Below are 23,802 nucleotides of genomic sequence, written 5' to 3' on the forward strand. Positions count from 1 at the left end.
GCATGAGTTCAACTGCGCCAATAATTCGCTCGCTGCGCTCGCTCATGCCGATTCCTTATTCACGGGGGCGTCGTCGCCCGCGTCCGGCGTGATGCCGGCCATCAGCAGGCCGATCTCCTCACGGGGGGTGTCCGGGCCGACGATCGCAAGGATCCGGCCGCGGTACATCACCGCGATCCGGTCGGCGAGCCCGATGACCTCGTCCAGTTCGCTGGAGACCAGCAGTACGGCGGTGCCGGTGTCCCGCTCGTCGACGATCCGGCGGTGGATGAACTCGATCGAGCCGACGTCGACGCCCCGGGTCGGCTGGGCGGCGATGAAGAGCTTGAGCGGGCGGGACAGCTCCCGGGCGACGATCACCTTCTGCTGGTTGCCGCCGGACAGCGTCCCGACGGTCGCCTCGGCCGAGGACGTACGCACGTCGAACTGCTCGATCCGCTCCTTGGCCGAGGCGGCGATCGCGTCGGGCCTGAGCGCGAGGCCGGCGGCGAACGGCGGCCGGTCGTAGATGTCGAGCACCAGGTTCTCGGCGACGGTGAACTCCTTGACCACGCCGTCGACGCTGCGGTCCTCGGGCACGTAGCCGACCCCGGCGCGCAGCACCTTCTTGGTCGTCCAGCCGTCGGTGCGCTGCCCGTCCAGGCTGATCGTCCCGGCCCGGACCGGGCGCAGGCCCATGATCGCCTCGATCAGTTCGGTCTGGCCGTTGCCCTGCACGCCGGCGATGCCGAGCACCTCGCCGCCGCGTACGGTCAGGTCGACGCCGTCGACGACCCGGGTCTGCCGGTCGTCGTCGACGACCAGCCCCTCGACTTCGAGGACCGCTCCGGCCGGCTGCGCCGGGGTCTTCTCGACGGTCAGGGTGACGTTGCGGCCGACCATCAGCGCGGCGAGTTCGTCCCGGCTGGCGTCGGGGGTGGCGGTGCCGACCGTACGACCGCGCCGGATCACGGTGATCCGGTCGGCGATGGCCTTGACCTCACCGAGCTTGTGGGTGATGAAGACGATCGACTTGCCCGCTTCCTTGAGCGAGCGCATCACGGCGAGCAGTTCCTCGGTCTCCTGCGGGGTGAGCACCGCCGTCGGTTCGTCGAGGATGAGCAGGTCGACCTCACGGGTCAGGGCCTTGACGATCTCGACCCGCTGCTGGATGCCGACCGGCAGGTCCTCGATCACCGCGTCCGGGTCGACCTGGAGGCCGTACCGGGTGGAGACCTCGGTGACCTGGCGGCGGGCCCGGCGCTGGTCGAGCAGGCCGAGGAGGCCGCCACGCGTCTGCTCGGCGCCGAGCATGACGTTCTCGGCCACGGTGAAGACCGGCACGAGCATGAAGTGCTGGTGCACCATGCCGATGCCGGCGTTGATCGCGTCCCGGGGGCTGCGGATCTGGATCGGCTTGTCGTCGACCAGGATCTCGCCCTCGTCGGGCTGGAGCAGGCCGTACAGGACGTTCATCAGGGTGGACTTGCCGGCGCCGTTCTCGCCAAGGAGGGCGTGGATCTCGCCGGGCTCGATGGTCAGGTCGATGTGGTCGTTGGCGACCAGGTCACCGAAGCGCTTGGTCATGCCGCGCAGTTCGAGTCTCAGCGGAGCCTCCTGACGGACGTGCGACCCGGGACACGGACCGGGCCTCGGACAGGACGCCCCCACGTACGGGCGGCTGCGGCCCGCGGGTGGGGGTGTCCTGGTGTTCACGCACCGTGCCGGACCCCTCGGTGATGGTCACCAGTGGGATCCGGCACGGTGTCGCGTGGAACTAGTCGACCTTCGGCTGGGCCGCCGAGGTGACCTTGATGGTGCCGGCGATGATGTCGGCCTTGACCTTGTCGACCTCGGCCTTCAGCTCGGCCGGGACCTTGCTGTCGAACTCGTGGTACGGCGCGATCGAGACGCCGTTGTTCTCCAGCGTGCCGAGGTAGCCCGGGGTGCTGGCGAGGGTCTCGCCGTTGGCGCCCTTGACCACGGCGTCCTTCACCGCGTCCTTGATGTTCTTGACGACGGTGGTGAGGAAGGTGGAGCAGTACTGCTGGGCGCTCTCGCAGCCGTCGACGTCGACCCAGATCACGCTGTAGGCGCCGTTGGCGGCCTGCGCGGCGGCGGCGGTGCCGAGCCCGGCGCCACCGGCGACCGGCATGATCACGTCGGCGCCCTGGGCGACGAGGGTGTCACCGACCTTCTTGCCCTCGTCCTGCTTGACGAAGTCGTTGGTGAACGAGCCGTTCTGGCTCGCCTTGTCCCAGCCGAGCACCTGGACGTTGGCGCCCTTGACCTGGTTGTAGTGCGCGACGCCGTCGGCGAAGCCGTCCATGAAGATGGTCACCGGCGGGATCTTCATGCCGCCGTAGGTGCCGACCTTGCCCGCCTTCGAGTAGCCCGCGGCCAGGTAGCCGGCCACGAACGCCGCCTGGGCGGTGTCGAACTGCATCGGGAAGGCGTTGGTCGCCTCGATCTTGGCGTCGACGATGCCGAACTGCTGGCCGCTGTTGGCCGCCGCGACCTTCTGCGTCGCCTCGCCCATCAGGCCGCCGACCGCCAGGATGAAGTTGCAGTCCTGGTTGACGTACTGGGTCAGGTTGGGCTCGTAGTCGGCCTCGGCGGTGGAGGCGACGTACTTCGGGTCGACGTCCGAGTTCTCGGTCGCCGCCGCCTGGAGACCGGCCCACGCCGAGGCGTTGAAGGAGCGGTCGTCGATGCCACCGACGTCGGTGACCATGCAGGCGGTGTATTTCTCGGCGGCGGTGCCGCCCTCGTTGTCGTTGTCCTCAGGTGCCTCACCGCATGCGGCGGCGCCCAGGGCCAGCCCGCCCACCGCGACGAGCGACACGATCCGCATCCCACGCACAGAGCGCAAGACGGTCTCCTTCCATTGCACACCGCTCACGTCTGCGGTGAATCCACGCACGGGAGCGTACGCGCGCGCCCGCCCAACGGCCGACAATCGTGCACGACTGTTGAGGGCTCGTTACCCTCGCGTAACTCTGTCGTGCGCGAGCCGACCTTCCGCCTTTACCAGAGTCACCCTAACGGCCGACCCAAACGATCGTTTGCCCCTTTTGTCACGCCCCGGCGCCTACCGCCAGAAGACCGCCACAGCGGCGTTGACCAGCGTCAAACCAATGATCGCAAGGAAGTGGCCCTTGTTGACCGTCTCCCGCTTCCGGGCGAAGAAGACCATCACGAAGATCATTAACCCGAGCACCAGTTTGATAACAAGCTTCGCCGGATCCGGCTCGGCACCGTCGCGCAGCGGCGCGGACAGCCCGAGCCCGGTCAGCACCTGGATCGCCGCACCCCAGAGCATCGCCTTATTGATCCGGATCTTTCCGGACAGATACTGCACGGCCGCGCCGCCGAGCAGCAGCGCGAACCCGATCAGATGGACATACAGCAGCACGAGACGTAGAGCTTCCACACCGTTCATCCTCTCCTACCCCGGTCGGTGATCTCGATCCGCCGTCGCCGCCCGGTCCCGGGCTACACCCTGGCCAGCAGCGTGGCCCGGTCGATCGGATCGATCCCGGTGCTGGGCACCGTGCAGGCGTGCGCCCCGGCGACGGCGCCGTAGCGCAGGCAGGTGTCGACCGGCTCGCCGGCCAGATGGCCGTAGAGGAAGCCGGAGACGAACGCGTCACCGGCACCGTTGGAGTCGACGACCGGCGCCGCCGGCCCGGCCGCCGCGAAGGGCCGTACCCCGTCCTCGCCACGCACCAGGGCGTAGCCGCCCTCGGCCCCGGCGGTGGCGACCACGACCCCGGCGCGGCCCCGGTCGATGATCCGACGCAGGGTGGCGGGGCCGTCGGCCAGCGCGGTCGCGGAGACGAAGACCACGTCGGCGGCGTAGGCGAACGCCTCGTGGTACGGATTCTCGCCGTCCCAGTTGTGCAGGTCGGTCGAGACCAGCGCCGGCGCGCCGGCCAGCAGGGGCAGGGCGTGCTGGCACGGATGCGTGATCGAGACGTGCACCAGCCGGACGCTGGCCGCGTACGCCGAGACCAGGTCCGCGGGCAGCCGGTCGGCGTCACTGCCCCGGGGGTCGTACAGCGACAGCCGCCGGCCGGCCGGGTCGACGAGGTTGACCGCCCGCTTGGTGCCGGCCTTCGTGGGCACCGCGTGCAGCGGTACGTCGTACGCCTCGTGCAGCGCCCGGACCAGGTCCCCCTCCCGGTCCTCGCCGAGCACGTCGATGTGCGCGGTCCGCAGGCCGAGGGCCCGCAGCCCCACCGCCACGTTGTCGCCGGTCTGCCCCGCGCGCGGCTCGATCGCGGGCACCATGTAGCTGTCCCGCAGGGGCAGTGGCAGTTCGGGTACGTAGACGATGGTGTCGACGCCGGCGCCACCGAGCACCAGCACGTCGCTGTCGTCGGACAACTGATCTCCTTCAGGCCAGGGTGAGTATGTAGGCGACCCGCTGGGCGGGATCGATCTCGACCTTCTGCGTACGGCCCCAGAGCCACCGCCGCCGGTCGACCTCGTCGAGCAGTTCGTGGTCGGTGCGGTCGGCCGGCACCGGGGTGCGGCGGTCGAGGGCGTACGGGTCCAGGGCACGGGGGTCGAGGGTCAGCACGCCACGCTCGACGGCGTACGGGTTGAGCGTGACGACGCAGATCACGGTGTCCCCGGTCGCCGGATCGATCTTCGAGTAGGCGATCAGGGCGTCGTTGTCGACGTCGTGGAACCGCAACGTCCGGAGCTGGTGCAGGGCCGGGTGCGCCCGCCGGATCCGGTTCAGCGTGGTCAGCCACGGCTCCAGCGACCGGCCGGCGGCCCGGGCGGCGGCGAAGTCCCGGGCCCGCACCTGGAACTTGTCGGAGTCCAGGTGCTCCTCGCTGCCCGGCCGCCGCGCGGCGTCCTCGAACAGTTCGTAGCCGGTGCAGATCCCCCAACTCGGCGAGAGGGTGGCGGCCAGCGTGGCCCGGATCGCGAACATCGCCGGGCCGCCCTGTCGCAGGTGTGCGGGCAGCACGTCGTGGGTGGTCGGCCAGAGGTTGGGGCGCAGGCCGGCGTCGAGTTCGACCAGTTCCTCGCCGAACTGGACCAGCTCCTCCTTCGTGGTCCGCCAGGTGAAGTAGGTATATGTCTGGCTGAATCCGATCCGGGACAGCCCGCGCTGCACGGCGGGCCGGGTGAACGCCTCGGCCAGGAAGAGCACGTCCGGGTACGCCGCCTTGGTGTGCCAGATCAGCCGGGCCCAGAAGTCGACCGGCTTGGTGTGCGGGTTGTCGACCCGGAAGATCCGCACACCCCGGTCGATCCAGTGCCGCAGCACCCGGAAGATCTCGGCGAAGAGCCCTTCGGGGTCGTTGTCGAAGTTCAGCGGATAGATGTCCTGCCACCGGCGCGGCGGGTTCTCGGCACACGCGATCGAGCCGTCCGGCCGGGTGGTGAACCACTCCGGATGCGCGGTGACCCACGGGTGGTCGGGCGCGCAGTGCAGGGCGAGGTCCATCGCCACCTCCAGCCCCAGTTCCCCGGCCCGGGCCACGTACGCGTCGAAGTCGGCCAGGGTGCCGAGCCGCGGCGCGATGCTGTCGTGGCCGCCGTCGGCCGACCCGATCGCCCACGGGCAGCCCGGTTCGCCGGGCTGTGCGGTCGGGCTGTTGTTGCGGCCCTTGCGGGCCACCGTGCCGATCGGGTGCACCGGCGTGAGGTAGACGACGTCGAACCCCATTCCCGCGATCCGGGGCAGATCGGCCAGTGCCGTCCGCAGGGTGCCGTGGACCGGTTCGCCGTCAGTGCCGCGCCCGCCCGTCGACCGGGGGAAGACCTGGTACCAGGCGCTGAACTGGGCGCGGGGCCGGTCGACGTACACCGGGCAGTCGGTGCCGGTGCTGAGCAGCTCGCGGGTCGGATAGCGGTCGACGACGGCGCAGACCTCGGCACCGAGGGCGGCCGAGATCCGTTCGGCCGGTTCGCGGCCGGTGTCGCGCAACAGCCCGGCGGCGTCGGCGCAGGTCCCGGCCGCCAGCGGGTCGCGGTCGGCGTGCGCCCGGCCGGCGACCGCGTCCAGCAGCCGGGCGCCGAGTTCGAGGTCGTTGGCGAGTTCGGCGACCGGCAGGTCGGCCGCCGTCTTCGCCCGTACGGCCCGGCACCAGTCGAGCCACGGGTCGTGCCACGCCTCGACGTGGAAGCCGGCCCGGCCGACCCGGTCCGGCACGACGGTCGCCGTCCAGGTGTCCCGGCCGGCGTCGAGCACGGCCATCGGGACCCGGACCGGGGCGGCGTCGCCGGGGCCGCGCCAGACCGCGGCGACGGACAGCACGCTGTGGCCCTCGCGCCAGACGGTGGCCCGCAGCGGCAGGTATTCCCCCACGACCGCCTTGGCGGGCTGCCGGCCGCCGTCCACGACCGGCGCGACCGCCTCGATCACGATCCGGGCGGTCATCGCGGACCGGTCCGGACGAGCACCCGTACGCCGAAAGCGTCGACGTCGACCTCGGGCGACGGGCCGGCGTATCCGGGGTCGAGCACGTCGGCCCACCGCCCGCCGGTGTCCAGCGCGACCCGGCGCGGCTCGTCGGCGGTGTTCAGCACCACGACCACCTCCTCGTGGCCGTGCCGGCGGCTGAACACGTAGCCGCCGGGCCCGTCCGGATCGGACCAGCGGACGACCTGATCGCCCCGGCGCAGCGCGACGAACCGGCGCCGTACGTCGGCGAGCCGCCGGGTCCAGCGGAACATCGCCGAGGAGGTGTCGAACCGGTCGCCGGCCGAACTCGCCGAGACGAAGCGGCCGGCGGCGAACATGTCCTCGCGGTTGCGCGGCGCCGCCCGGTCGGCCGAGCACTCCCGCTCCAGCCGCCGGGTGGGCTGGCGGAAGCCCTGCTCGGTGCCGTAGTAGAGCATCGGGATACCGATCGAGAACATCAGGAACGCCAGCGCCACCCGCAGCCGGCCGTCGGGTTCACCGTCGCGCAGGAACCGGTAGACGTCGTGGTTGTCGATGAACCGGACCAGCCGGGGCAGGTGCGGGCCGAAGGCGTCGGCGGCGGTCGCCAGGCTGTCGGCCAGGTCGCGGGCGGGTGCGGCGCCGTGCAGCGCCCGACTCTGCCGGCGGTACTCGGGATAGTTGTAGGCACTGTCGAACCCGAGCGCGAGGCTGTCGACGATCGGGCCGTCGGCGGTGCTGGAGTATTCGCCGAGGACGAGGAGGTTGTGCTTGCCCATCGTGGCGGCGTACCGCTTGAGGTCGACGGTCAGCTCGCGGACGAAGTCCGGGTCGAGGTGGCGGATGGCGTCGAGGCGTACCCCGTCGGCGTCGGTCTCCCGCAGCCACCACCGGGCGACCCGCAGGAGCAGCACCCTGGTGGCCGGGTTCTCGGTGGCCAGGCGCCGGTAGCCGGGGGGAAAGTCGCCGAGCGCGGCGTGGTCGGGGTCCTTCCAGTCGGCGATCTGGCCACGCCGGGAGAAGTGCTCGGGTACGGCGAGTTCGGCCGGCTTGAAGTCGGTGGTCCAGGCGCCGATCGGGGCCGGGTGGGCGGCGCCCTTCCAGCCGTCGTCGCCGCCCTCGTACTCGAAGATCCGGGCAGCGTGGTTGACGACCAGGTCGAGCACCACCCGGATGCCGTGCCGGTGCGCCGCGCCGACCAGTTCCCGCAGGTCGGCGAGGCTGCCGAGGTAGGGGTCGACGGCGAGCAGGTGCACCGGCGCGTAGCCGTGGTAGCTGTCCGGGGTGGTCCGGGTGACCGGCGACAGCAGCAGGGTGGTGACGCCGAGGTCGCGCAGGTAGTCCAGCCGGCTGGTGATGCCCGCGAGGTTGCCGCCGTGCCGGGAGTCGCCGTCGGCCGGGTCGCCGTACCCGACCGGTCGTGGCCCGGCCTCGAACCGGTCGACCAGGACCGAGTAGAGCACCTCGTCGCGCCAGTCGGCCGGCGACGGGTGGCCGGGTCCGGCGGGCCCGGCCGGGAGGCCGGCGAGTGAGTCGGGGGCCGGCTCGGGCACCGGCCCGGTGCCGCCGGCCGGCGGCACCGGGGTGGTTTGGTCGTCGACGATCACCCGACGGCCTGACCGGTGCCGGCCGCACCGCGCAGCCGCCACACCCGCAGCGCCGGCCCGTCGCCGGGCAGGGTCACCGTTCCGTCTACAGAGGACACGTCGGCCGCGTCGTGGAGACCGGTCAGCGGGGCGTCCAGCGGCAGCTCGATCGCACCGGTGGTCGACCGGACCGCGGCGACCAGCAGCGACTCCGTCGCGGTCTCGCGTACGAACACGATGGCGTCGGCACCGGTGTGCAGCCAGCGCAGGCCGCCGTCACGCAGTGCCGGCTCGGTCGCCCGCAACCGGATCAGGTCCTGGTACGACTTGAACAGCACGTCGTCGCGGTCCTCGGGGCGCTGCCACGGCATCGGGGTACGGGCGTGCTCGCCGTTGCGCCCGGTCAGCCCCCACTCGGCGCCGCCGCAGACCATGGGCGTGCCCGGCAGCGTCACCTGCAGCCCCAGGCCGACCAGGTGCCGTTCGCGGGAGCCGGTGACGGTGCGGAACCGGGGCACGTCGTAGGAGTCCAGCAGCTGCCAGGAGTGGACCAGCGACCGCCACGAGACCTGGGCGGCGAAGGCCCGCATGGTCCGTACGACGCTCTCGCCGTCGCGGCGGGGCACCCCGCCGGGTACGCCGATGAAGTCGGGCAGGTCGAGCCCGTCGCCGCGCAGCCAGGTCCACACCGGACGGGTGAAGCCGGCGTGGTTCATCGTGCCCTGCCAGCCGTCGGCGTCGAGGTCGCCGGTGAAGTCGTGGGTGTGCTCGGCGATCAGCATCGCCTCCGGTGCCCGGGCGACGACCTCCCGGCGCAGGCTGGCACCGATCGCGAGGGTGTCCTCCTGGGCGCCGAACCGGCCGGTCATGTTGGCCACGTCGACCCGCCATCCGTCGTAGACGTCGAGCCAGCGGCGCATGACGGCGCCGACCCGCTCGTGGACCAGCGGGCTACCCCAGTTCAGCTTCGGCAGGCTGGGTACGCCGTACCAGGCCTCGTAGCCGCCGTCGGCGTCGAAGTAGAACATCGACCGTTCCGGCGCGTCGGGGTCGGCCTGCGCGGCCTGGAACCACTCGTGGTCGTCGCCGCAGTGGTTGGTGGTGATGTCGCCGATCAGCCGCATCCCACGGGCGTGCAGGGCGTCGGCGAGCCGGCGCAGCGCCGGGTCGCCGCCGACGAGCGGGTCGACCCGGTCGAAGCTGGTCGCGTTGTAGCGGTGGTTGGACCGGGCCGGGAAGACCGGCCGCAGGTAGATGGTGTTGGCGCCGAGTGCCTGGATGTGGTCGAGGTGTTCGACGATGCCGTCCAGGTCGCCGCCGAAGAACTGCAACGGCGTCTGCGGTCCCTGGTAGATCACCGCGTCGGTGTCCCAGTCGCAGGGGATCGCCCAGTCGGGCAGGGTCGCCGGGTCGAGCGGACCGGCGGCCACGGACCGGGCGAACCGGTCCGGGAACACCTCGTAGACGACGGCGTCGGCCATCCAGGCCGGCGGCGGGGCGTAGCTGACCAGGCGGAAGTCGGTCCGGTCCGGCACGTCGTGGTCGACGACGCCGGCTGCGGTCAGCCAGAGCGGCGCCCCGCTGGCCCGTTCGAGATAGAAGCGGTAGCCGGTGACCGGGTTGTGCGCGGTCACCTCGACCTGCCACCAGGTGTCGTCGGCGCCGTAGCCACCCACGGTCGACCCGGTGCGCTCCGGGTCGACCGATGCCGGGTGGAAGACCGGCTCACCGTTGACGACGACGCGGACGTGCACCATCGTGACGTCGGCGGCGGCCGGCACCCGTACCCGGACGGTCACGGTCCGGCCGAGGGCGGGCGCCGCGTCCGAGACGTACAGGGACGAGCCGTCGTGGTGGGGCAGGTGCAGCAACTGCATGGGGTTCCTTCGGTTTGTTCGTGGATTCGGCCGGGCCGGGCGGCACCGGACCGGTCAGTCGGCCAGCCGCCACACCTGGAAGGTGGGTCCGTCGCCGGGCAGTGGATCGCCGGGCGCCAGGTCGGGCGCCTGGCCGTAGATGTTGTCGGCGGCACCGATCCCGGGCAGCCGCAGCGGTTCGGGCACCGGTCGCCGGGCCGCCAGGACGAGGAGCCGGTCGTCGGCGGTCTCCCGCAGGTAGACCAGCCGGTCGGCGCCGACGTGCAGGAGGCGCAGGCCGCCGTGGCGCAGCGCGGAATGCTCGCGGCGCAGTGCCAGCAGGTCGGTGTAGACGGCCAGCAGCCGGTGGTCCCAGCGCTCGCGGTCGTGCCACGGGACCGTACGGCGGCCGTCCTCCGGCCAACTGCCGGAAAGGCCCACCTCGTCGCCGTAGTAGACCATCGGGGTGCCGGGCAACGTCGCCATCAGCCCGACCCCGACCTCGACCAGGCCGGCCGAACCGCCGGCCAGCGTGTGGAACCGGGGCGTGTCGTGCGAGTCCAGCAGTGACCAGGAGGTGGTCAGGCTGCGCCACGACATCCGGGCGGCGAAGGCCCGCATCGTCGCCACCATCGCCGTCGCCGGCAGGCGCGGCACCCCGACCGGTACGCCGAGGAACGGCAGCGGCTCGGTAGCCAACCAGGTCCAGACCGGCCGGGTGAAGCCGGCGTAGTTCATGGTGCCGTGCCAGCCGCCGGCGTCGAGATCGCCGGTGGCGTCGTGGGCGTTCTCGGCGAGCAGCAGGGCGTCCGGCCTGCTGCGGGTCATCGCGGCGAGGATGCCGCGGGCGACCTCGTGCGTGTTGTCCTCGGCGATCCGCCGGCCGGTGGTGTTGGCGACGTCGATCCGCCAGCCGTCGAGGCCGGCTTCGAGCCAGCGCCGGACGACCGAGTCGGGGCCGTCGAGGAACCGCCGGCGCAGTTCGGCCGAGGTCCAGTTGAGCTTCGGCATCCGCTTGACGCTGACCCAGGTCTCGTAGCCGAATTCCAGGTCGTCGTCGAAGTAGTAGAGGTCGCGGTGCCGGCCGGCGAGCGCGTCGCGGAACCAGTCGTGCCGGTCGCCGGTGTGGTTGGTGGTGAGATCGCCGATCACCCGCATCCCCCGGCGGTGGGCGGCGTCGGCGAGCCGGCGCAGCGCCGCGTCGCCGCCGAGCAGCGGGTCGACCCGGTCGAAGGTGGTCGGGCAGTAGCGGTGGTTGGCCGGGGCCGGGAAGAACGGGGTCAGGCAGATGGTGTCGGCGCCGACGGAGGCGATGTGGTCGAGCCGGTCCGCGATGCCGTCCAGGTCGCCGCCGTAGATCTCGCGGGGGCGGTCGGGGCCGTCTCCGGAGACCGGGTGGTCCCAGTCGCGGGCGACGGCCCAGTCCGGCAGTTGCCGGTCGGCGGCGGCCGCCGAGCGGGCGAACCGGTCCGGGAAGATCAGGTAGACGGCCGCGTCGGCCGCCCAGGCCGGTGGGGCGTGGCCGCAGACGATCCGGAAGTCGGTGTCGTCGCCGACGTCGTGCGCGAACACGCCGGCCGCGGTGAGCCAGCGGTAGCCGCCGGGCCCGTCGAGCAGGAACCGGTATCGGGACACCGGGTTACGCAGCGGCAGGCTGACCCGGAACCAGCGTTCGCCGGTACGGGCGGCGGGCGGGCGGGCGTCGGTGGCGGCGACGAACCGGGGTTCCCGGTCGAAGGTCCAGCGGGCCCAGACCCGGTCTACGCCGGCGTCGGCGGACGTCCGGACGTACACGTCGGTGGTGCCGCCGAGCGTCGGGGCGGGGTCGGGTACGTACAGTGCGGACCCGTCGTGGTGGATCATCGGCGTTTCCTCTGTGCGGTGCGGCCGGTGGCCGCCGCCGTTGCCGGGCGGCGGCCACCGGGTCGATCAGTACTGCCAGTTCGAGGTGGAGCTACCGGTGCCCGAGCACGGGACCGTGTAGCTGTGGTTGGCGCCGTTCTCCCAGGTCACCGCCCCGCCTGAGGTGATCTTCAGGAACTTGAACTGCACCGTCGAGCAGGCCGGCAGGCTGACCACGGTGTTCCAGTTCGGATAGTTCGGGGCCAGCATCGGGCCGATCGCCACGCTCTTGCTGCTCGACCAGTTGCCGAGTTCGTGAATGCTGCCGGAGAGGTAGATGTTGTCGCCCCATCCGGTCGGTGAGGCGTTGTTGACGGTGAACTTCACCGGTATCTGCGCTCCCCCGACCACCTGCACCTGGTAGGCGTTGCTGGTGCCGCCCGAGGTGGTGACGGTCACCGGCCGCAGGCCGGCGGTCACCCCGGCCGGTACGGTCGCCACGACCCGGTTCGGCGACCAGCTCACCGTCGTCGCGTTGACGCCGTTGACCTTGACGGTGCCGGTGGCGCCGAAGCCGCGCCCCTCGACAGTGATCTTGTTGCCGGGCCGGGTGAGGGTCGGGCCGACGCTGCCGACGGTCGGCGCGCTCGGCTCGGCCGCCTTGTACGACCACACCCCGACCTGGCCGGCGCCGAGGCTGAACGGGGTCACCGGGTTGTTGCCGCCGGTGCCGCTGCCGACCGTGATGCCGCCCGCGCCCATCAGGCCGGTGAGCCGGTCGGTGTAGGTGCCGGCCGGTAGTGCGGTGTTGAGGCCGGTGAGGGAGACCGCGCTGCCGCCCTTGTTGATCGCGGTGAGCACCACGTCGTTGAAGTAGCGGCGCTCGTAGACGTAGACGTCGTTGTTGATCCAGCGGCTCTGGTGCGTGCCGAAGGACAGCGCCGGCTGGTTCTGCCGCAGCGTCGAGAGCTTGTTGATGAGCTGGTACGCGGTGGTGCCGGTGTTGAAGCCCGGCATCATCGGCCGGTTGTACGGGTCGCCGCCGCCGGCGGTGTTGTTGTGCAGGTACTGCTCGGTGCCGTAGTAGACGCACGGCGTACCGCGGACGGTCATCATGAAGGCGAGCGCCTGGTGCAGCCGGTTCTGGTTGTTGTTCAGCGTCAGGAACCGCGACATGTCGTGGTTGTCGACGAACGTGACCAGGTTCTCCGGGTAGCGGTAGTCGGTCGCCGTCTTGCTGATCGCCGCGTCGAGGTTGTGCATCGAGACGTTGGAGCCGAACGTCTCCCGCATCGAGATGTTGAGGTAGAAGTCCAGCACCGAGATGCCGCTCTCGTTGGCGAAGCGGACGTTGTCGTCGTACAGCGGGTCGGTCTTGCTGCCGAGGTACCACTCGCCGAACAGGAACGAATCCTTGTTGGTCAGGAAGCGGTCGGCCATCGAGCGCTGCCAGCCGGACGTCATGTGCTTGACCGCGTCGACCCGTACGCCGTCGACGCCGCGGTTCATCCAGTAGTCGGCGGAGGTCTTGAGGTAGTTGTCGATCGTCGGGTGCTGCTGGTTGAGGTCGGCGAGGTCGGCCAGGTTCTTGTACTGGCTCTGGTAGCGGTCGTTGTAGTCGGTGATGCCGCCGTTGTGGTGGAAGTAGCCGTTGGTGTCGCCGGTCAGGCCACCCATCAGCGTGCCGTTGTCGTAGAGCCGGCCGTTCTCGGCGAAGCCCGGGTTGGACTCGTCCGCCGGCGAGGTGTGGTTCGGCGCCCAGTCCATGATCACCTTGATGCCCCGGGAGTGGGCGGCGGCGATCAGCGAGTCGAACTCGGCCAGGGTGCCGAAGTGTTCCTCGGTCTTCTTGAAGTCGCGGGTCCAGTAGCCGTGGTAGCCGGCGTTGGGCACCCCGCCGTAGGTGGCGGCCACGTCGATGTTGTCGACGTGCGGCGAGATCCAGATGGAGGTGACGCCCAGCCCCTGGAGGTAGTCGAGCTTCTGCTGGATGCCGGCGAAGTCACCGCCCCAGTAGAGCTTCCAGTTGGACTTGCCCGCGTCGTAGAGGCCGGGGCTCTTGGCGGGGTTGTTGTTGCTCGCGTTGCCGTCGAAGAAGCGGTCGGTCGCGATCTGGTAGCAGAGGTCGGCCTTGAGGCTCGCCCGGTTGCTCACCGGGGCGTCGGCGCGGGCGACACCGGCCGGGCCGACCGTGGCGACGGCCAGGCCGGCGATGAGTAGCGTGGCCACGCGCCATGATCGTCTTGACAAGGGGGGCTCCTTACTACAACTACGAGTGCTCGCCGAGCGGGATCACCGCTCGCTGTCGCACTGCTTGATCAGTTGGTCGGCGAGGTCTCCGGCCAACTCGTACAGCCGATGGGTGTCGTCGTCGGACAGGTGCGCGAAGCGTTGCCGGTTGGTCTCGGCGAAGACCGCGTGGGCGGCGGTGAGCCGCTCGCGGCCGAGCGGGGTCAGGGACACCGCGACCAGCCGCTGGTCGGTCGGGTCGGATCCGGTCCGGACCAGGCCGGCCTCGACGAGCCGCCGGACGAGTCGGGTGATGTTGCCGCGGGTGCAGAGCAGGAGATCGGCGAGCTGGCTCACCGACCGGCCGCCTGCGCCGGTGGCGCCGGCCAGGCCGTCGGGGGTGTCGTCTTCGAGCAGGCGCAGCAGGTTGTAGTGGGTCGGGGTGAGCCCCACCGCGGCCAACGCCCGCCGGTCACCGTCGTCCAGCAGTACGTAGATCCGCTGGAGCCGCTGGTAGAGCTCGGCAAGTCGGGCGTCCGCGCTGGACAACACACACCTCCACGTCGAGGCTTCTCGATTTGATTACTAGTCAACAAAGTGACTCGCAGCGAAAGTTACGCCCCCGAAACGTCCAGGTCAACAGGTTGCAGAAAGTTGCCTGCAAGAAACTGCAAGTCCTGCCAAGAACCGGATTGCCGCTTGCAGGCCGCGGCTGCCAACATGCCTACATGGCGCTCGTGGAGGCTCACCAACTGACGAAGACCTTCCGCCGACCGGACAAGCCCCCGGGCCTGCGCGGATCGCTGACCCACCTCTTCCGCCGCCGCTTCAGCACGGTCCGGGCCGTCGACGGCGTCGACCTCTCGATCGAGGCAGGTGAGGCGGTCGCGTACGTCGGCCCGAACGGCGCCGGCAAATCCACCACGATCAAGCTGCTCACCGGCATCGTCGAGCCGTCGTCCGGACGGGTACGGGTCGCCGGCCGCGACCCGCACCGCGAGCGGATCGCCAACGCACGACAGATCGGCGTCCTCTTCGGACAGCGCACGCAACTCTGGTGGGACCTGCCGGTCCGCGAGTCACTGGCCCTGCTGCGCGACATGTACGACGTACCGGCGGCGACGTACCGCGAACGACTGGCCCGGTTCGACGCGGTCCTCGCCCTCGACGAGATCATGCCGGTGGTCGCCCGGCGGCTCTCCCTGGGCCAGCGGATGCGTGCCGACCTGGCCTGCGCCCTGATCCACGGCCCCCGGGTCGTCTACCTCGACGAACCCACCATCGGCCTGGACATCGCGGTCAAGGACCGCGTCCGGCAGTTCCTGCGGGAGCTACGCGCCGACGGCACCACCCTGATGCTGACCACCCACGACCTCGGCGACATCGAGGACACCTGCGACCGAATAGTGATCATCGACCACGGGCGGGTCATCTACGACGGCACCCTGGAACAGGTCAAGGACACCTACGCCCGGCAACGCGACGTCCACCTCCAGCTCGCCGGGGACGTCGCCCTGCCCGACCTGGCCGCCCGGTTCCCGGCCGCGGCCGTACACGCGGGCCCGAACCCCGGCGAGTTCACCGTGACGTTCGACAAGGCGGCCCTGACCGTCGGGCAGATCCTCGCCGGGGTGATCCCGCTGGCCGAGGTCGTCGAGGTACGCATCGACGAGCCGGCGATCGAGGACGTGATCCGCAAGGTGTACGCCGGTGAACTGATCCTCTCGCCCGCCCCGACCCCGTCGTGAGCGTCAAGGGATACGCCCGCCTGGCGGGAACGACGGTCCGGGCCACCTTCGCCCACCGGCTCAGCATCGGGCTCGGCACGATCGGCGTCATCTTCCAACTGGTCGCGATGGTGGCGCTGTGGACCGCGCTACTCGCCGACGGCACGCAGATCGGCGGCTACTCGCTGCCGGAGATGAAGGGCTACCTGCTCGTCGGCTTCGCCACCGGGATCGTCGGCCGCGGGCTCGGCGAACACGTGATGGCCGAACGGATCCGCAGCGGCGCGGTCGCCCTCGACCTGGTCAAGCCGCTGGATTACCAGAAGATGCGGTTCGCCGAGGTGCTCGGCGGCCTCGTCATCGAACTCGCGGTGATCGTCGTCGTCGGCGCGGCCTTCGTCGCACTGGCCGGACCGGTGCAGGCCCCGGTCCGCCCCGACCTGCTCCTGCTCAGCCTCGTCGCGGTCGTACCGATCAAGTTCCTGATCATCTACCTGAGCACGATGCTCTGCTTCTGGACCCAGAACTACCACGGGCTCGCCTGGACCCGCACCGCCCTGACCCAACTGCTCTCCGGTGCCCTGGTGCCGCTCACCCTGCTGCCCGGCTGGCTGCAGACGACCGCGGCGGTGCTGCCGTTCGCCGCCATCACCTCCACCCCGGCGCTGATCTACACCGGCAAGGCGACCGGGACCGCGGCGCTGCTCCTGATCGGCTACCAGTTCCTGTGGGCGGCCGGCCTGTGGTTCCTGGCCCGGCTCGCCTGGCGGACCGCCGTACGCCAGCTCACCGTCCACGGAGGATGACCGTGCGCCTCGTCCGCGTCTACCGGCGCAGCCTCGGCGCGCACCTGCGCGCCGTACTCGAATACCAGTCGGACTTCTGGCTGCTGGTCACCGCCGGGATCGTCACCCAGTCGCTCGGCTTCATCTTCCTGTCCGCGGTGTTCGCCCGCGTACCCACCCTCAACGGCTGGCGGTTCGAGGAGACCGTGCTCATCTACGCCCTGGCCGGGCTGGCCCAGGCGGCGGTGCCGCTGGTCGCCGACGGCGCCTGGCTGCTCGGCTCGCTGGTGCACACCGGCGAACTCGACTACCGGGTGGTCCGGCCGTACCCGCCGGTGTTGCAGGTGACCAGCCACCAGATCGGGTTCAGCGGGGCCGGCGACGCGATCGGTGCCGGCGTGCTGCTGGTCTGGGCACTGAGCCGGGTCGAGGTGCACTGGACGCCGGTGAAGGTGCTCCTCGGGCTGCTGATCCTGCTCGGGGCGGTCGTCATCCGCATCGCCATCACCGTGGCGACGAACGCCATCGCGTTCTGGATACCGTCGCCGAACCCGATGTTCGCCTCCGCCGTCTTCCAGATCGGCGAACTGGCCCGCTATCCGCTGACCATCTACGGATTCGGGCTGCGGGTCGTGCTGACCGGCCTGCTGCCGTTCGCCTTCACCGGGTTCCTGCCGGCCGCCTGGCTGCTCGACCAGGGCGGGGCGGCGTGGCTCGGCCTGGCCACGCCGGTCGTCGCGGCGCTCTGCGCCCTGGCCGCGTACGCCGTCTTCCAGCGCGGCCTACGCCGCTACGAAAGCGCCGGCCACTGAAACGTGCGGCCGGCTATGCCGCGTCGCGGCGCTCCGCCGGCCGGAGCTGGGCCAGCGCGCGCATCGCGTCCGCCAGCATGATCGGCCGGTCCTCGTCAGCCGTGGAGAGGTGCAGCTCGATCCACTGCCGGATGAGCACGCTGGGCCGGGTGCCGTGCGCCTCGGCGTACTCACGCAGCCGACGGTGCACGCTGAGCGGGATCCGCAGCGACGTGACCACGAGCATGTCGTCGACATCCTCGGCGACCGGCGGCAGTTCGGCCAACAGTTCAGCCTCGGACTCGCCGGTGTCGACGTAGGTCAACTCCCCCTCAGCGGCGGCGATCAGTTCGGCCTCGCCCGGGGCCGTCTCGTCATGCTTGCTCACGCCCTGCCTCCCACCGGTCGTACTCGGCCACCTGCTCGGCGGTCATCTCCCTGGCGCCAATGATCAACCAGTCACGGTTGACCTCTGTCGGCCGCAACACCACGATGAGCCGACGTCCGGCGCGGGTCCGTCCCCAGACCGCGAGGACCGACACACCGCCGGCACCGACCGCTCTACGCGGCCAGCGGGGCCGCTGGTCCTCCAGGACCTGCCGCACTTCGTACGGTTCGATGCCTTTCAGCGTTGCCAGCAGCAGCGGCACCCACTCGTAACCCACCCTCGCATCGTATTACAACGGTATTGCATCGGATGCCCCGTCAGAAGATACCGTCGGTGGAGCCCACCTGCCAAAAGGCTGGGGCGAATCGTCGTCCAGGTTCGAGTAGAGGTGGGCGATCGCCGTCGGGCCGGGCCCCTCGGTCAACCGCTCCAGCGACACCGGGCGACCGTCCGGATCGGCCACCGGCAGCCGCCAGTTGGGGAACTCGTCGACCGTGCCGGGCAGGTTCTGCGGGCGCCGGTCGCCGACCAGGTCCGGCAGCCACACTCCGAGCAGCCGGGCCGGGGTGTGGGCCAGGAACCGGTGCAGGGCAAGGGTGTCCGCGTCCAGCCCCGGCACCCCGTCGGCAGCCGACCGGAACCCACCGCGGTCCAGTTCGGCGAGCCAGCCGTCCCGTTCGGCGGCCTCCTCGGCGGCGACTTCGGCCCGGTCGCGGGTCAGCAGGCCGAGCCGGTCGTGCAGGTCGACGTGGTCGCCGGCCAGCCAGGCGGCGGTGCTGGGCAGGTCGTGGGTGGTCAGCGTGGCCAGGCAGTCGGCCCGCCAGTCGGCGGCGGGCAGCGGCCCGCCGCGCTCCTCGGACCCGCCCCGGTATTCGAAGCGCAGCACCGACGTGCCGAGGATGCGCCGGTCGGTCAACTCGTCGCGGACCCGCCGCTCGACCGTGCCGAGGTCCTCGCCGATCACCATCGCGCCGGCCCGGTGCGCTTCGAGCGCCAGTACGCCGAGCAGCGCCTCGTGGTCGTAGTGCACGTACGCCCCGGCACGGGCCCCGGCCCCCTCGGGAATCCACCACAGCCGGAAGAGCCCCATGATGTGGTCCAGCCGCAGCGCTCCGCAGTGCCGCAGTACGCCGCGCACCACCTCGGCGAACGGCTCGTACCCGGCCTCGGCGAGGGTGTCCGGCCGCCACGGCGGCAGCCCCCAGTCCTGGCCGCCGGCGTTGAAGTTGTCCGGCGGGCAGCCGATCGTGATGCCGCCGGCCAGGAAGCGTTGCAGCCGCCAGGCGTCGGCGCCCTCCGGGTCGACGCCGACGGCGAGGTCGTGGACCAGGCCGATCGCCATGCCGGCGCCGGTCGCGGCGGCCTGGGCGGCGGCCATCTGCTCGTCGACGAGCCAGTTGAGCCAGCGGTGGAAGTCGACCCGGTCGGCCAGGTCGCGGCGGACCCGCGCGACCGCCGCGCCGTCGGGCGTACGCAGCCCGGCCGGCCAGGACCTCCACCGGCTGCCGTGCACCTCGGCGATCGCGCACCAGGTGGCGTAGTCGGTGAGGCCGGCTCCCTGGCCGGCGACGTACGCGTCGTACGCCGCCTGCCGGGCCGCCGTACGCGGCACCCGGTGCAGCGGTTCCAGCGCCTCGCGTTTGAGCGCCCACACCGCCGCCCGGTCGATCAGTTCGTCGCGGTGCAGCACCCCGTCGGTGAGTGCCCGGCCCTGGACGGCGAGGGCGTCGACCTGCCCGCGCAGTGCCGCGTACTCGGGGATCGCCTCGATCCGCAGGTTCATCGGGTCCGGAAACCGGCGGGTGCCCGGCCGGTACGGCGACGGGTCGGGCAGCGGTCCGGGCACGTACGCGTGCAACGGGTTGAGCAGGACGAACGACGCGCCGAGCCGGCCCGACCAGGTGGCCAGTCCGCTCAGGTCGCCCAGGTCGCCCATCCCCCACGAGCCCGCGGAGAGCACCGAGTAGATCTGGGCCAGCAGGCCCCACCGGCGGCGGTCCGGGGTGGCCAGCACGTCGGGCGCGACGATCAGCGGCGCCGTCACGCTCCGGCCGGCGACCTCGGCGTGCAGGGTGTGGTAGCCGAGCGGCAGGCGGCCGAGGTCGCCGGCCGGGTCGGCCACGTCGTGCCAGTCGCCGGTCTCGGTACGGACCGCGTACGTGGCCGCCGGCCACGCCGATTCGGCCCGCCGCCCCTGCCGGACGACGACGCAGGACGGCAACGGCCGGTCCCGGCCGGTGTCCGGGTCCGGTCCGGCCGGGTCGACGCCGAGGGCGGCGAGCACCCGGCGCAGGTTCTCCGGGGCGACCGCGATCCGCTCGCCGCGGTCGGTGGCGTACTCGGGGGCGACGCCGTGCCGCCGGGCCAGTTCGGCCAGTGCCGTCATGTCTGCTCACTCCTCGCGGGCGCGGACCCGGTGGCGAGCAGGCGTTCGAGCACCACCGCCACCCCGTCCTCGTCGTTGGTCAGGGTGGTTTCGTCGGCCCGTTCCCGCAGGCTGCGGTGGCCGTTGGCCATGGCGACGCCGTACCCGGCCCAGTCGAGCATCGGAATGTCGTTGGGCATGTCGCCGAACGCGATGGTGTCGGCGGCGGTCAGGCCCCACCGGCGCGCGGCGTACACCAGTCCGGTCGCCTTGCTGATCCCGGCCGGGAGCAGCTCGACCAGCCGCGCCCCGGCGTGGGCGACGGTCAGCGCCGGGCCGCAGATCCGTTGGGCGACCGCGACAAGCGCCTCGTCGTCGTGGCCCGGGTGGCGGATCAGGATCTTCTCCACCGGCCCGGCCCACAGGTCGGCTTCGGTGACCAGCCGCCAGTCGGCGCCGGGCCGCCGGTCGAAGTCGGCGGTGGCCAGGAAACCCTCGGCGGCGACGGCGGCCAGTGCCAGCGTCCCGGTCTCCCGGCTGATCGCCTGGACCAGGGCCCGCGCCACCTCCCGGTCCAGGGTGCGGGTGAGCAGCAGCCGGTCGGCGTCGAAGTCGTAGACCTGGGCGCCCTGCCCGCAGATCGCGAGCCCCCGGTAGTCGAGCTGGGTGAGCAGCCGCCGGGTGCCGTACACCGGCCGGCCGGTGACGACCACGTGCCGGGCGCCGCCGGCGCGTACCGCGGCCAGGGTCCGCAGGGTCCGGGCCGAGAACGTCCGGTCGCCGCGCAGCAGGGTGCCGTCGAGGTCGGTGGCGACGATCCGGTACGGCAGTTCGGCGGTCACGGCGCCACCGGCGGTACGTCCCACGTGCTGCGGCCGGAGGCGAGCCGCAGCAGGAACACCGGTACGCCCGGGGTGTCCGCGACGGGCAGCACGATGCGGAAGGCCGGGCCGTCGGGTTCGAGCGGGCGCGGCCGCCCGTCCGGGGTGACCAGGTCGACGCCGGCCGCCCCGGCGGCCCCGTAGCGCAGTTCGTTGCCGTCGGGGTGCGGCAGCACCCGGCAGCGCGATCGCAGTGCGCCGGCCCGGGCGGTGTCGCCGAGCAGTTCGGCCAGTTCGAGGCAGCGGTCGAGGTCGCCCCGGTGTTCGGCCGCCGCGTAGAGCCGGCGCAGGGTGTCGGCGTCGACCGGCCCGCACCGCCGTACGGTTTCCAGGTCGGCGAACCCGATCGCGGCGGCCCGGATCCGCGCCCGGTGGGTCTGCCACCGCCGCCCGTCGATCCGGTCGAACCAGCCGTAGCCGGTCAGGTGCTCGACCGGCGCCGGCACGGGGTCGCCGGCCAGCAGCCGGGCGAACCGGTCCAGCCGCCGGTCGGCGGCGCCGGCGTAGGTGAACGTACGCGCCAGCGCGGCGGCGTCGGCCGACAGCCGGTGGTAGCCGGCCGGGTCGGTCCGCCACAGCCGGGCGGCCTCGTGGATGCGCGCGGTCAGCGCGGCGGTCAGCCGGGGGTCGTCGGGGGTGAACGAGCGCGGCAGGTCGAAGCCGGGTGCGCGCCGGTAGTGCCGGGTCGACTCCTGGGCGGTCGCGATCGGCACCGCGCCGCACGCCATCGCCTGCCCCTGGGCGATGAGGAACGTGTCGAGTTCGTACTTGGACGGGAAGAGGCAGTAGTCGGCGGCGACCGCCTCGCCGAAGAACGTCTCCTCGTCGGCCATCGACCAGAAGAGCCGGACCCGGTCGGGGAAGCGGTCGGCGACCCGCTGGAAGTACGGCTCGCCGACGGGTGCGTCGCCGCCGGCCGCGGTCGCCATCCGGAGCAGGAAGTTGACCTCGGGGTCGGTGTCGAGCACGGCCTCGGCCGCCCGGACCAGCTCCCACTGTCCTTTGTGGTGCACGGAGTAGCGGGCGACGTGGTAGAAGGTCGGCCGGGCCGGGTCGAGCCCCAGCCCGTCGAGGATCCGGGTCCGGTCGACGGTCCCGGGATCGCGGTCGAGCCACGGCCGTGGCACCCCGCAGCCGCCGACGAACTGCTTCGCCGCGTTGTCCCGTACGACGCGGGCGACCGCGGTCCGGCGGAACGCCGCCTCGTACGGGGTGTCCCGGAACGTGGAGTAGAAGTCGCGCTGGCCCGGGGTCAGGAAGTCGATCCCGTCGCAGTGGTCGGCGATCAGGGCGAAGAGGCTCACGTGGTCGGCGCCCCGGCCCGCCGAGAGCCGGGTGTGTGGCAGGTGCCCCGCCCACGCCGCCGCCAGCGCCGCGGCCCGCACCGATTCCGGGTCGTCGGGTACGGCGACCGGGGCCGGCGGGTCGAGGTAGCGGTCGAGGTCCACCCTGGTACCGAACATCGCCAGCAGCCGGGCCAGCTGCGGCCGGTAGACGCCGAGGTCGATCGGCATGTTGCTGGCGATCGTGGAGACCAGCCGGAAGCGCGGGTCGGCGGCGAGCACCGCCGGCAGCAGGTAGTGGTAGTACGGCTCGTACGCCTGCACCAGCACCGGCTCCCCGCCGGTGCCCTCCCCATCGGTGCCGTGACCGCCGAACCGGCGCAGCAGGAACCGCAGCGCGGCGACCTGGAAGACCAGTGGCTTGAAGAAGGCCGGATCGGTGCCCTCGCTCGTCGCGGCCGGATAGATCCGTTCCGGGAGCAGGTCGAGCTGGTCGTTGCCGAGCAGGTAGACGTCGACGCCCCCGTGCCGGAGCAGGTGGGCCCGGGTGGTCACCGTGTGGTCCCCCGGCGGGTCCGGCCACACCGCCGGGTCGGGCACCAGCGGCACCGGATGCTCGTCGTGGTGGTCCAGTTCGGTCACGTCGTAGCGGGCGGCGAGATGGTCGAGCCGGCCGTGGGTCGGGGTGACGACCGAGACCCGGTGTCCCCGGTCGACGAACTCCCGGGCCAGTTGCCAGACCAGCGGCGCCAGCCCGCCGCGCATCATCCGTACGTCGAAGCCGAGCGCCTCGAACGCGACCTTCACGACGTGCACGGCACCCCCTGTGCGCCGAGCAGGTCGCGGATGCCCTCGTCGACACCGCGTACCCGCAGCCCGTGCGCTTCGAGGAAGCCGGCCAGGCGGGTGCTGGTCAGGCAGGTGTTGACCGGCCGCGAGGCATACCGGGTGCGGGCCAGCGGAACCCGGACCACCAGCCCGGCCGGTACGCCGAGGCCGGCCGCGATCCGGTCCGCCCAGTCGGCCCGGTTGATCCGGTCCGGCCCGCCCAGGTGCAGCAGGTCCGGCGTGCCGTCGGCGAGGGCGGCGACGGTGACCGCCGCGACATCGTCGACCGGCACCGGCGTCGTCCACTGCCCGTCCGGCACCTCGACCGGCTCGCCGGCCCGCAACGCGTACGCGCACTTGGCGAAGAAGTTGAGCCACTTGCCGGTGCCGGCCGGCTCCCAGCCGTAGACGAGACTGACCCGCAACACGGTGCCGGCCCCGCCGAGCGCCCGCTCGGCCCGCAGCTTGGCCCGGCCGTACGCGTTGGCCGGGGCGACCGGGGTGGCCTCGTCGTTGCCGGGTGCGTGGCCGTCGAAGACGTTGTCGGTCGAGATCAGTACCAGCCGGCGGCCGGTCGTGGTGGCGGCCAGGTTGGCGGCGGCGGCCTCGTGCAGCCGGGCCGCCCGGTCGGGTTCCGCCTCGCACCAGGTGACGTCGGACGGTCCGTGTACGGCGACGACGCCGTCCGGGGCGACCCGGTCGACCACCTCGGCGCAGGCCACCGGGTCGGTGACGTCGAGGCGTACCCACCGGGGGTCCGGGTGCCCGGTGGATCGGGCGGGCGGCCGCCGGGAGGCGAGCACGGCGCTGCCGCCGAGTTCGGCGACCCGCCGGGAGACGGCTCGCCCCACGAACC

At 72.0% G+C, this 23,802-nt stretch carries 19 protein-coding genes; 3 read left to right on the forward strand and 16 right to left on the reverse strand.

Annotated features, from left to right (window positions below):
- Positions 1-42: 42 nt before the first annotated feature.
- From AB0I42_RS19155 to AB0I42_RS19200, 10 genes are all read right to left on the reverse strand, one after another.
- A complete protein-coding gene (locus AB0I42_RS19155; RefSeq protein ID WP_357538863.1) occupies positions 43-1,566 on the reverse strand; it encodes an ABC transporter ATP-binding protein in 1,524 nt (507 codons plus the stop codon).
- Positions 1,567-1,756: 190 nt separating this feature from the next.
- On the reverse strand, positions 1,757-2,833 hold the full coding sequence (locus tag AB0I42_RS19160; protein WP_357538934.1) for a BMP family ABC transporter substrate-binding protein: 1,077 nt from the start codon (positions 2,831-2,833) through the stop codon (positions 1,757-1,759).
- A gap of 237 nt (positions 2,834-3,070) precedes the next feature.
- Positions 3,071-3,412: a hypothetical protein gene (locus AB0I42_RS19165; protein ID WP_357538935.1), complete on the reverse strand. Its 342-nt coding sequence runs from the start codon at positions 3,410-3,412 to the stop codon at positions 3,071-3,073.
- 62 nt (positions 3,413-3,474) lie between these two features.
- The gene (locus tag AB0I42_RS19170; protein WP_357538864.1) at positions 3,475-4,368 is read right to left on the reverse strand and encodes a PfkB family carbohydrate kinase; all 894 of its coding nucleotides are present in this window, start codon (positions 4,366-4,368) and stop codon (positions 3,475-3,477) included.
- 10 nt (positions 4,369-4,378) lie between these two features.
- Positions 4,379-6,382 carry a maltotransferase domain-containing protein gene (locus AB0I42_RS19175; protein ID WP_357538865.1) on the reverse strand — a complete coding sequence of 668 codons (2,004 nt, stop codon included), beginning with the start codon at positions 6,380-6,382 and terminating at the stop codon, positions 4,379-4,381.
- Positions 6,379-7,992 carry an alpha-amylase family glycosyl hydrolase gene (locus tag AB0I42_RS19180; protein ID WP_357538866.1) on the reverse strand — a complete coding sequence of 538 codons (1,614 nt, stop codon included), beginning with the start codon at positions 7,990-7,992 and terminating at the stop codon, positions 6,379-6,381. Before AB0I42_RS19180 ends, AB0I42_RS19175 begins: the two co-directional genes overlap by 4 nt.
- A complete protein-coding gene (locus AB0I42_RS19185; protein ID WP_357538867.1) occupies positions 7,989-9,848 on the reverse strand; it encodes a glycoside hydrolase family 13 protein in 1,860 nt (619 codons plus the stop codon). The genes AB0I42_RS19180 and AB0I42_RS19185 overlap by 4 nt, the downstream gene beginning before the upstream one ends.
- Before the next feature lie 54 nt (positions 9,849-9,902).
- Positions 9,903-11,690 (reverse strand): glycoside hydrolase family 13 protein, encoded by a 1,788-nt coding sequence (locus AB0I42_RS19190; protein ID WP_357538868.1) that lies wholly within the window; start codon positions 11,688-11,690, stop codon positions 9,903-9,905.
- Positions 11,691-11,756: 66 nt separating this feature from the next.
- The gene (locus AB0I42_RS19195) at positions 11,757-13,898 is read right to left on the reverse strand and encodes an alpha-amylase family glycosyl hydrolase (RefSeq protein WP_357538869.1); all 2,142 of its coding nucleotides are present in this window, start codon (positions 13,896-13,898) and stop codon (positions 11,757-11,759) included.
- A gap of 63 nt (positions 13,899-13,961) precedes the next feature.
- Positions 13,962-14,447, reverse strand: a complete 486-nt coding sequence (locus tag AB0I42_RS19200) for a MarR family transcriptional regulator (RefSeq protein WP_357538870.1) — start codon at positions 14,445-14,447, stop codon at positions 13,962-13,964.
- A gap of 179 nt (positions 14,448-14,626) precedes the next feature.
- Here AB0I42_RS19200 and AB0I42_RS19205 point away from each other — a divergent pair, with 179 nt between their 5' ends.
- Genes AB0I42_RS19205 through AB0I42_RS19215 form a run of 3 tightly spaced genes read left to right on the forward strand, consistent with a single transcriptional unit; the run spans position 14,627 to position 17,222 of the window.
- Positions 14,627-15,646: an ATP-binding cassette domain-containing protein gene (locus tag AB0I42_RS19205; protein ID WP_357538871.1), complete on the forward strand. Its 1,020-nt coding sequence runs from the start codon at positions 14,627-14,629 to the stop codon at positions 15,644-15,646.
- Entirely contained in the window at positions 15,643-16,431 is a 789-nt protein-coding gene (locus AB0I42_RS19210; protein WP_357538872.1) for an ABC-2 family transporter protein, read from the forward strand. Before AB0I42_RS19205 ends, AB0I42_RS19210 begins: the two co-directional genes overlap by 4 nt.
- Positions 16,428-17,222, forward strand: coding sequence for an ABC-2 family transporter protein (locus AB0I42_RS19215; RefSeq protein ID WP_357538873.1), 795 nt, complete (start codon positions 16,428-16,430; stop codon positions 17,220-17,222). Before AB0I42_RS19210 ends, AB0I42_RS19215 begins: the two co-directional genes overlap by 4 nt.
- Before the next feature lie 13 nt (positions 17,223-17,235).
- Here the strand turns inward: AB0I42_RS19215 and AB0I42_RS19220 are convergent, their stop codons facing one another.
- The 6 genes from AB0I42_RS19220 to AB0I42_RS19245 are packed head-to-tail and all read right to left on the reverse strand — an operon-like array spanning position 17,236 to position 23,797.
- Positions 17,236-17,589: a hypothetical protein gene (locus tag AB0I42_RS19220; protein ID WP_212826351.1), complete on the reverse strand. Its 354-nt coding sequence runs from the start codon at positions 17,587-17,589 to the stop codon at positions 17,236-17,238.
- On the reverse strand, positions 17,576-17,866 hold the full coding sequence (locus AB0I42_RS19225; protein WP_357538874.1) for a hypothetical protein: 291 nt from the start codon (positions 17,864-17,866) through the stop codon (positions 17,576-17,578). Before AB0I42_RS19225 ends, AB0I42_RS19220 begins: the two co-directional genes overlap by 14 nt.
- Positions 17,867-17,878: 12 nt before the next feature.
- Positions 17,879-19,975 (reverse strand): 4-alpha-glucanotransferase, encoded by a 2,097-nt coding sequence (malQ, locus tag AB0I42_RS19230; protein WP_357538875.1) that lies wholly within the window; start codon positions 19,973-19,975, stop codon positions 17,879-17,881.
- Positions 19,972-20,796, reverse strand: a complete 825-nt coding sequence (locus AB0I42_RS19235; protein ID WP_357538876.1) for an HAD family hydrolase — start codon at positions 20,794-20,796, stop codon at positions 19,972-19,974. Before AB0I42_RS19235 ends, malQ begins: the two co-directional genes overlap by 4 nt.
- The gene (locus tag AB0I42_RS19240) at positions 20,793-22,934 is read right to left on the reverse strand and encodes a glycosyltransferase (RefSeq protein ID WP_357538877.1); all 2,142 of its coding nucleotides are present in this window, start codon (positions 22,932-22,934) and stop codon (positions 20,793-20,795) included. The genes AB0I42_RS19235 and AB0I42_RS19240 overlap by 4 nt, the downstream gene beginning before the upstream one ends.
- Entirely contained in the window at positions 22,922-23,797 is an 876-nt protein-coding gene (locus AB0I42_RS19245) for a sugar nucleotide-binding protein (protein ID WP_357538878.1), read from the reverse strand. The genes AB0I42_RS19240 and AB0I42_RS19245 overlap by 13 nt, the downstream gene beginning before the upstream one ends.
- Between the last annotated feature and the right edge of the window lie 5 nt (positions 23,798-23,802).

Origin of the sequence: Polymorphospora sp. NPDC050346 (assembly GCF_040655695.1) — a bacterium.
Classification (GTDB): domain Bacteria; phylum Actinomycetota; class Actinomycetes; order Mycobacteriales; family Micromonosporaceae; genus Polymorphospora; species Polymorphospora lycopeni.

Coding starts and splice junctions, on each gene's coding strand:
- AB0I42_RS19215 (WP_357538873.1), top strand. CDS start 16,428: ATGACCGTGCGCCTCGTCCGCGTCTACCGGCGCAGCCTCGGCGCGCAC.
- AB0I42_RS19190 (WP_357538868.1), bottom strand. CDS start 11,690: ATGATCCACCACGACGGGTCCGCACTGTACGTACCCGACCCCGCCCCG.
- AB0I42_RS19160 (WP_357538934.1), bottom strand. CDS start 2,833: ATGCGGATCGTGTCGCTCGTCGCGGTGGGCGGGCTGGCCCTGGGCGCC.
- AB0I42_RS19155 (WP_357538863.1), bottom strand. CDS start 1,566: ATGACCAAGCGCTTCGGTGACCTGGTCGCCAACGACCACATCGACCTG.
- AB0I42_RS19205 (WP_357538871.1), top strand. CDS start 14,627: ATGGCGCTCGTGGAGGCTCACCAACTGACGAAGACCTTCCGCCGACCG.
- malQ (WP_357538875.1), bottom strand. CDS start 19,975: ATGACGGCACTGGCCGAACTGGCCCGGCGGCACGGCGTCGCCCCCGAG.
- AB0I42_RS19175 (WP_357538865.1), bottom strand. CDS start 6,382: ATGACCGCCCGGATCGTGATCGAGGCGGTCGCGCCGGTCGTGGACGGC.
- AB0I42_RS19185 (WP_357538867.1), bottom strand. CDS start 9,848: ATGCAGTTGCTGCACCTGCCCCACCACGACGGCTCGTCCCTGTACGTC.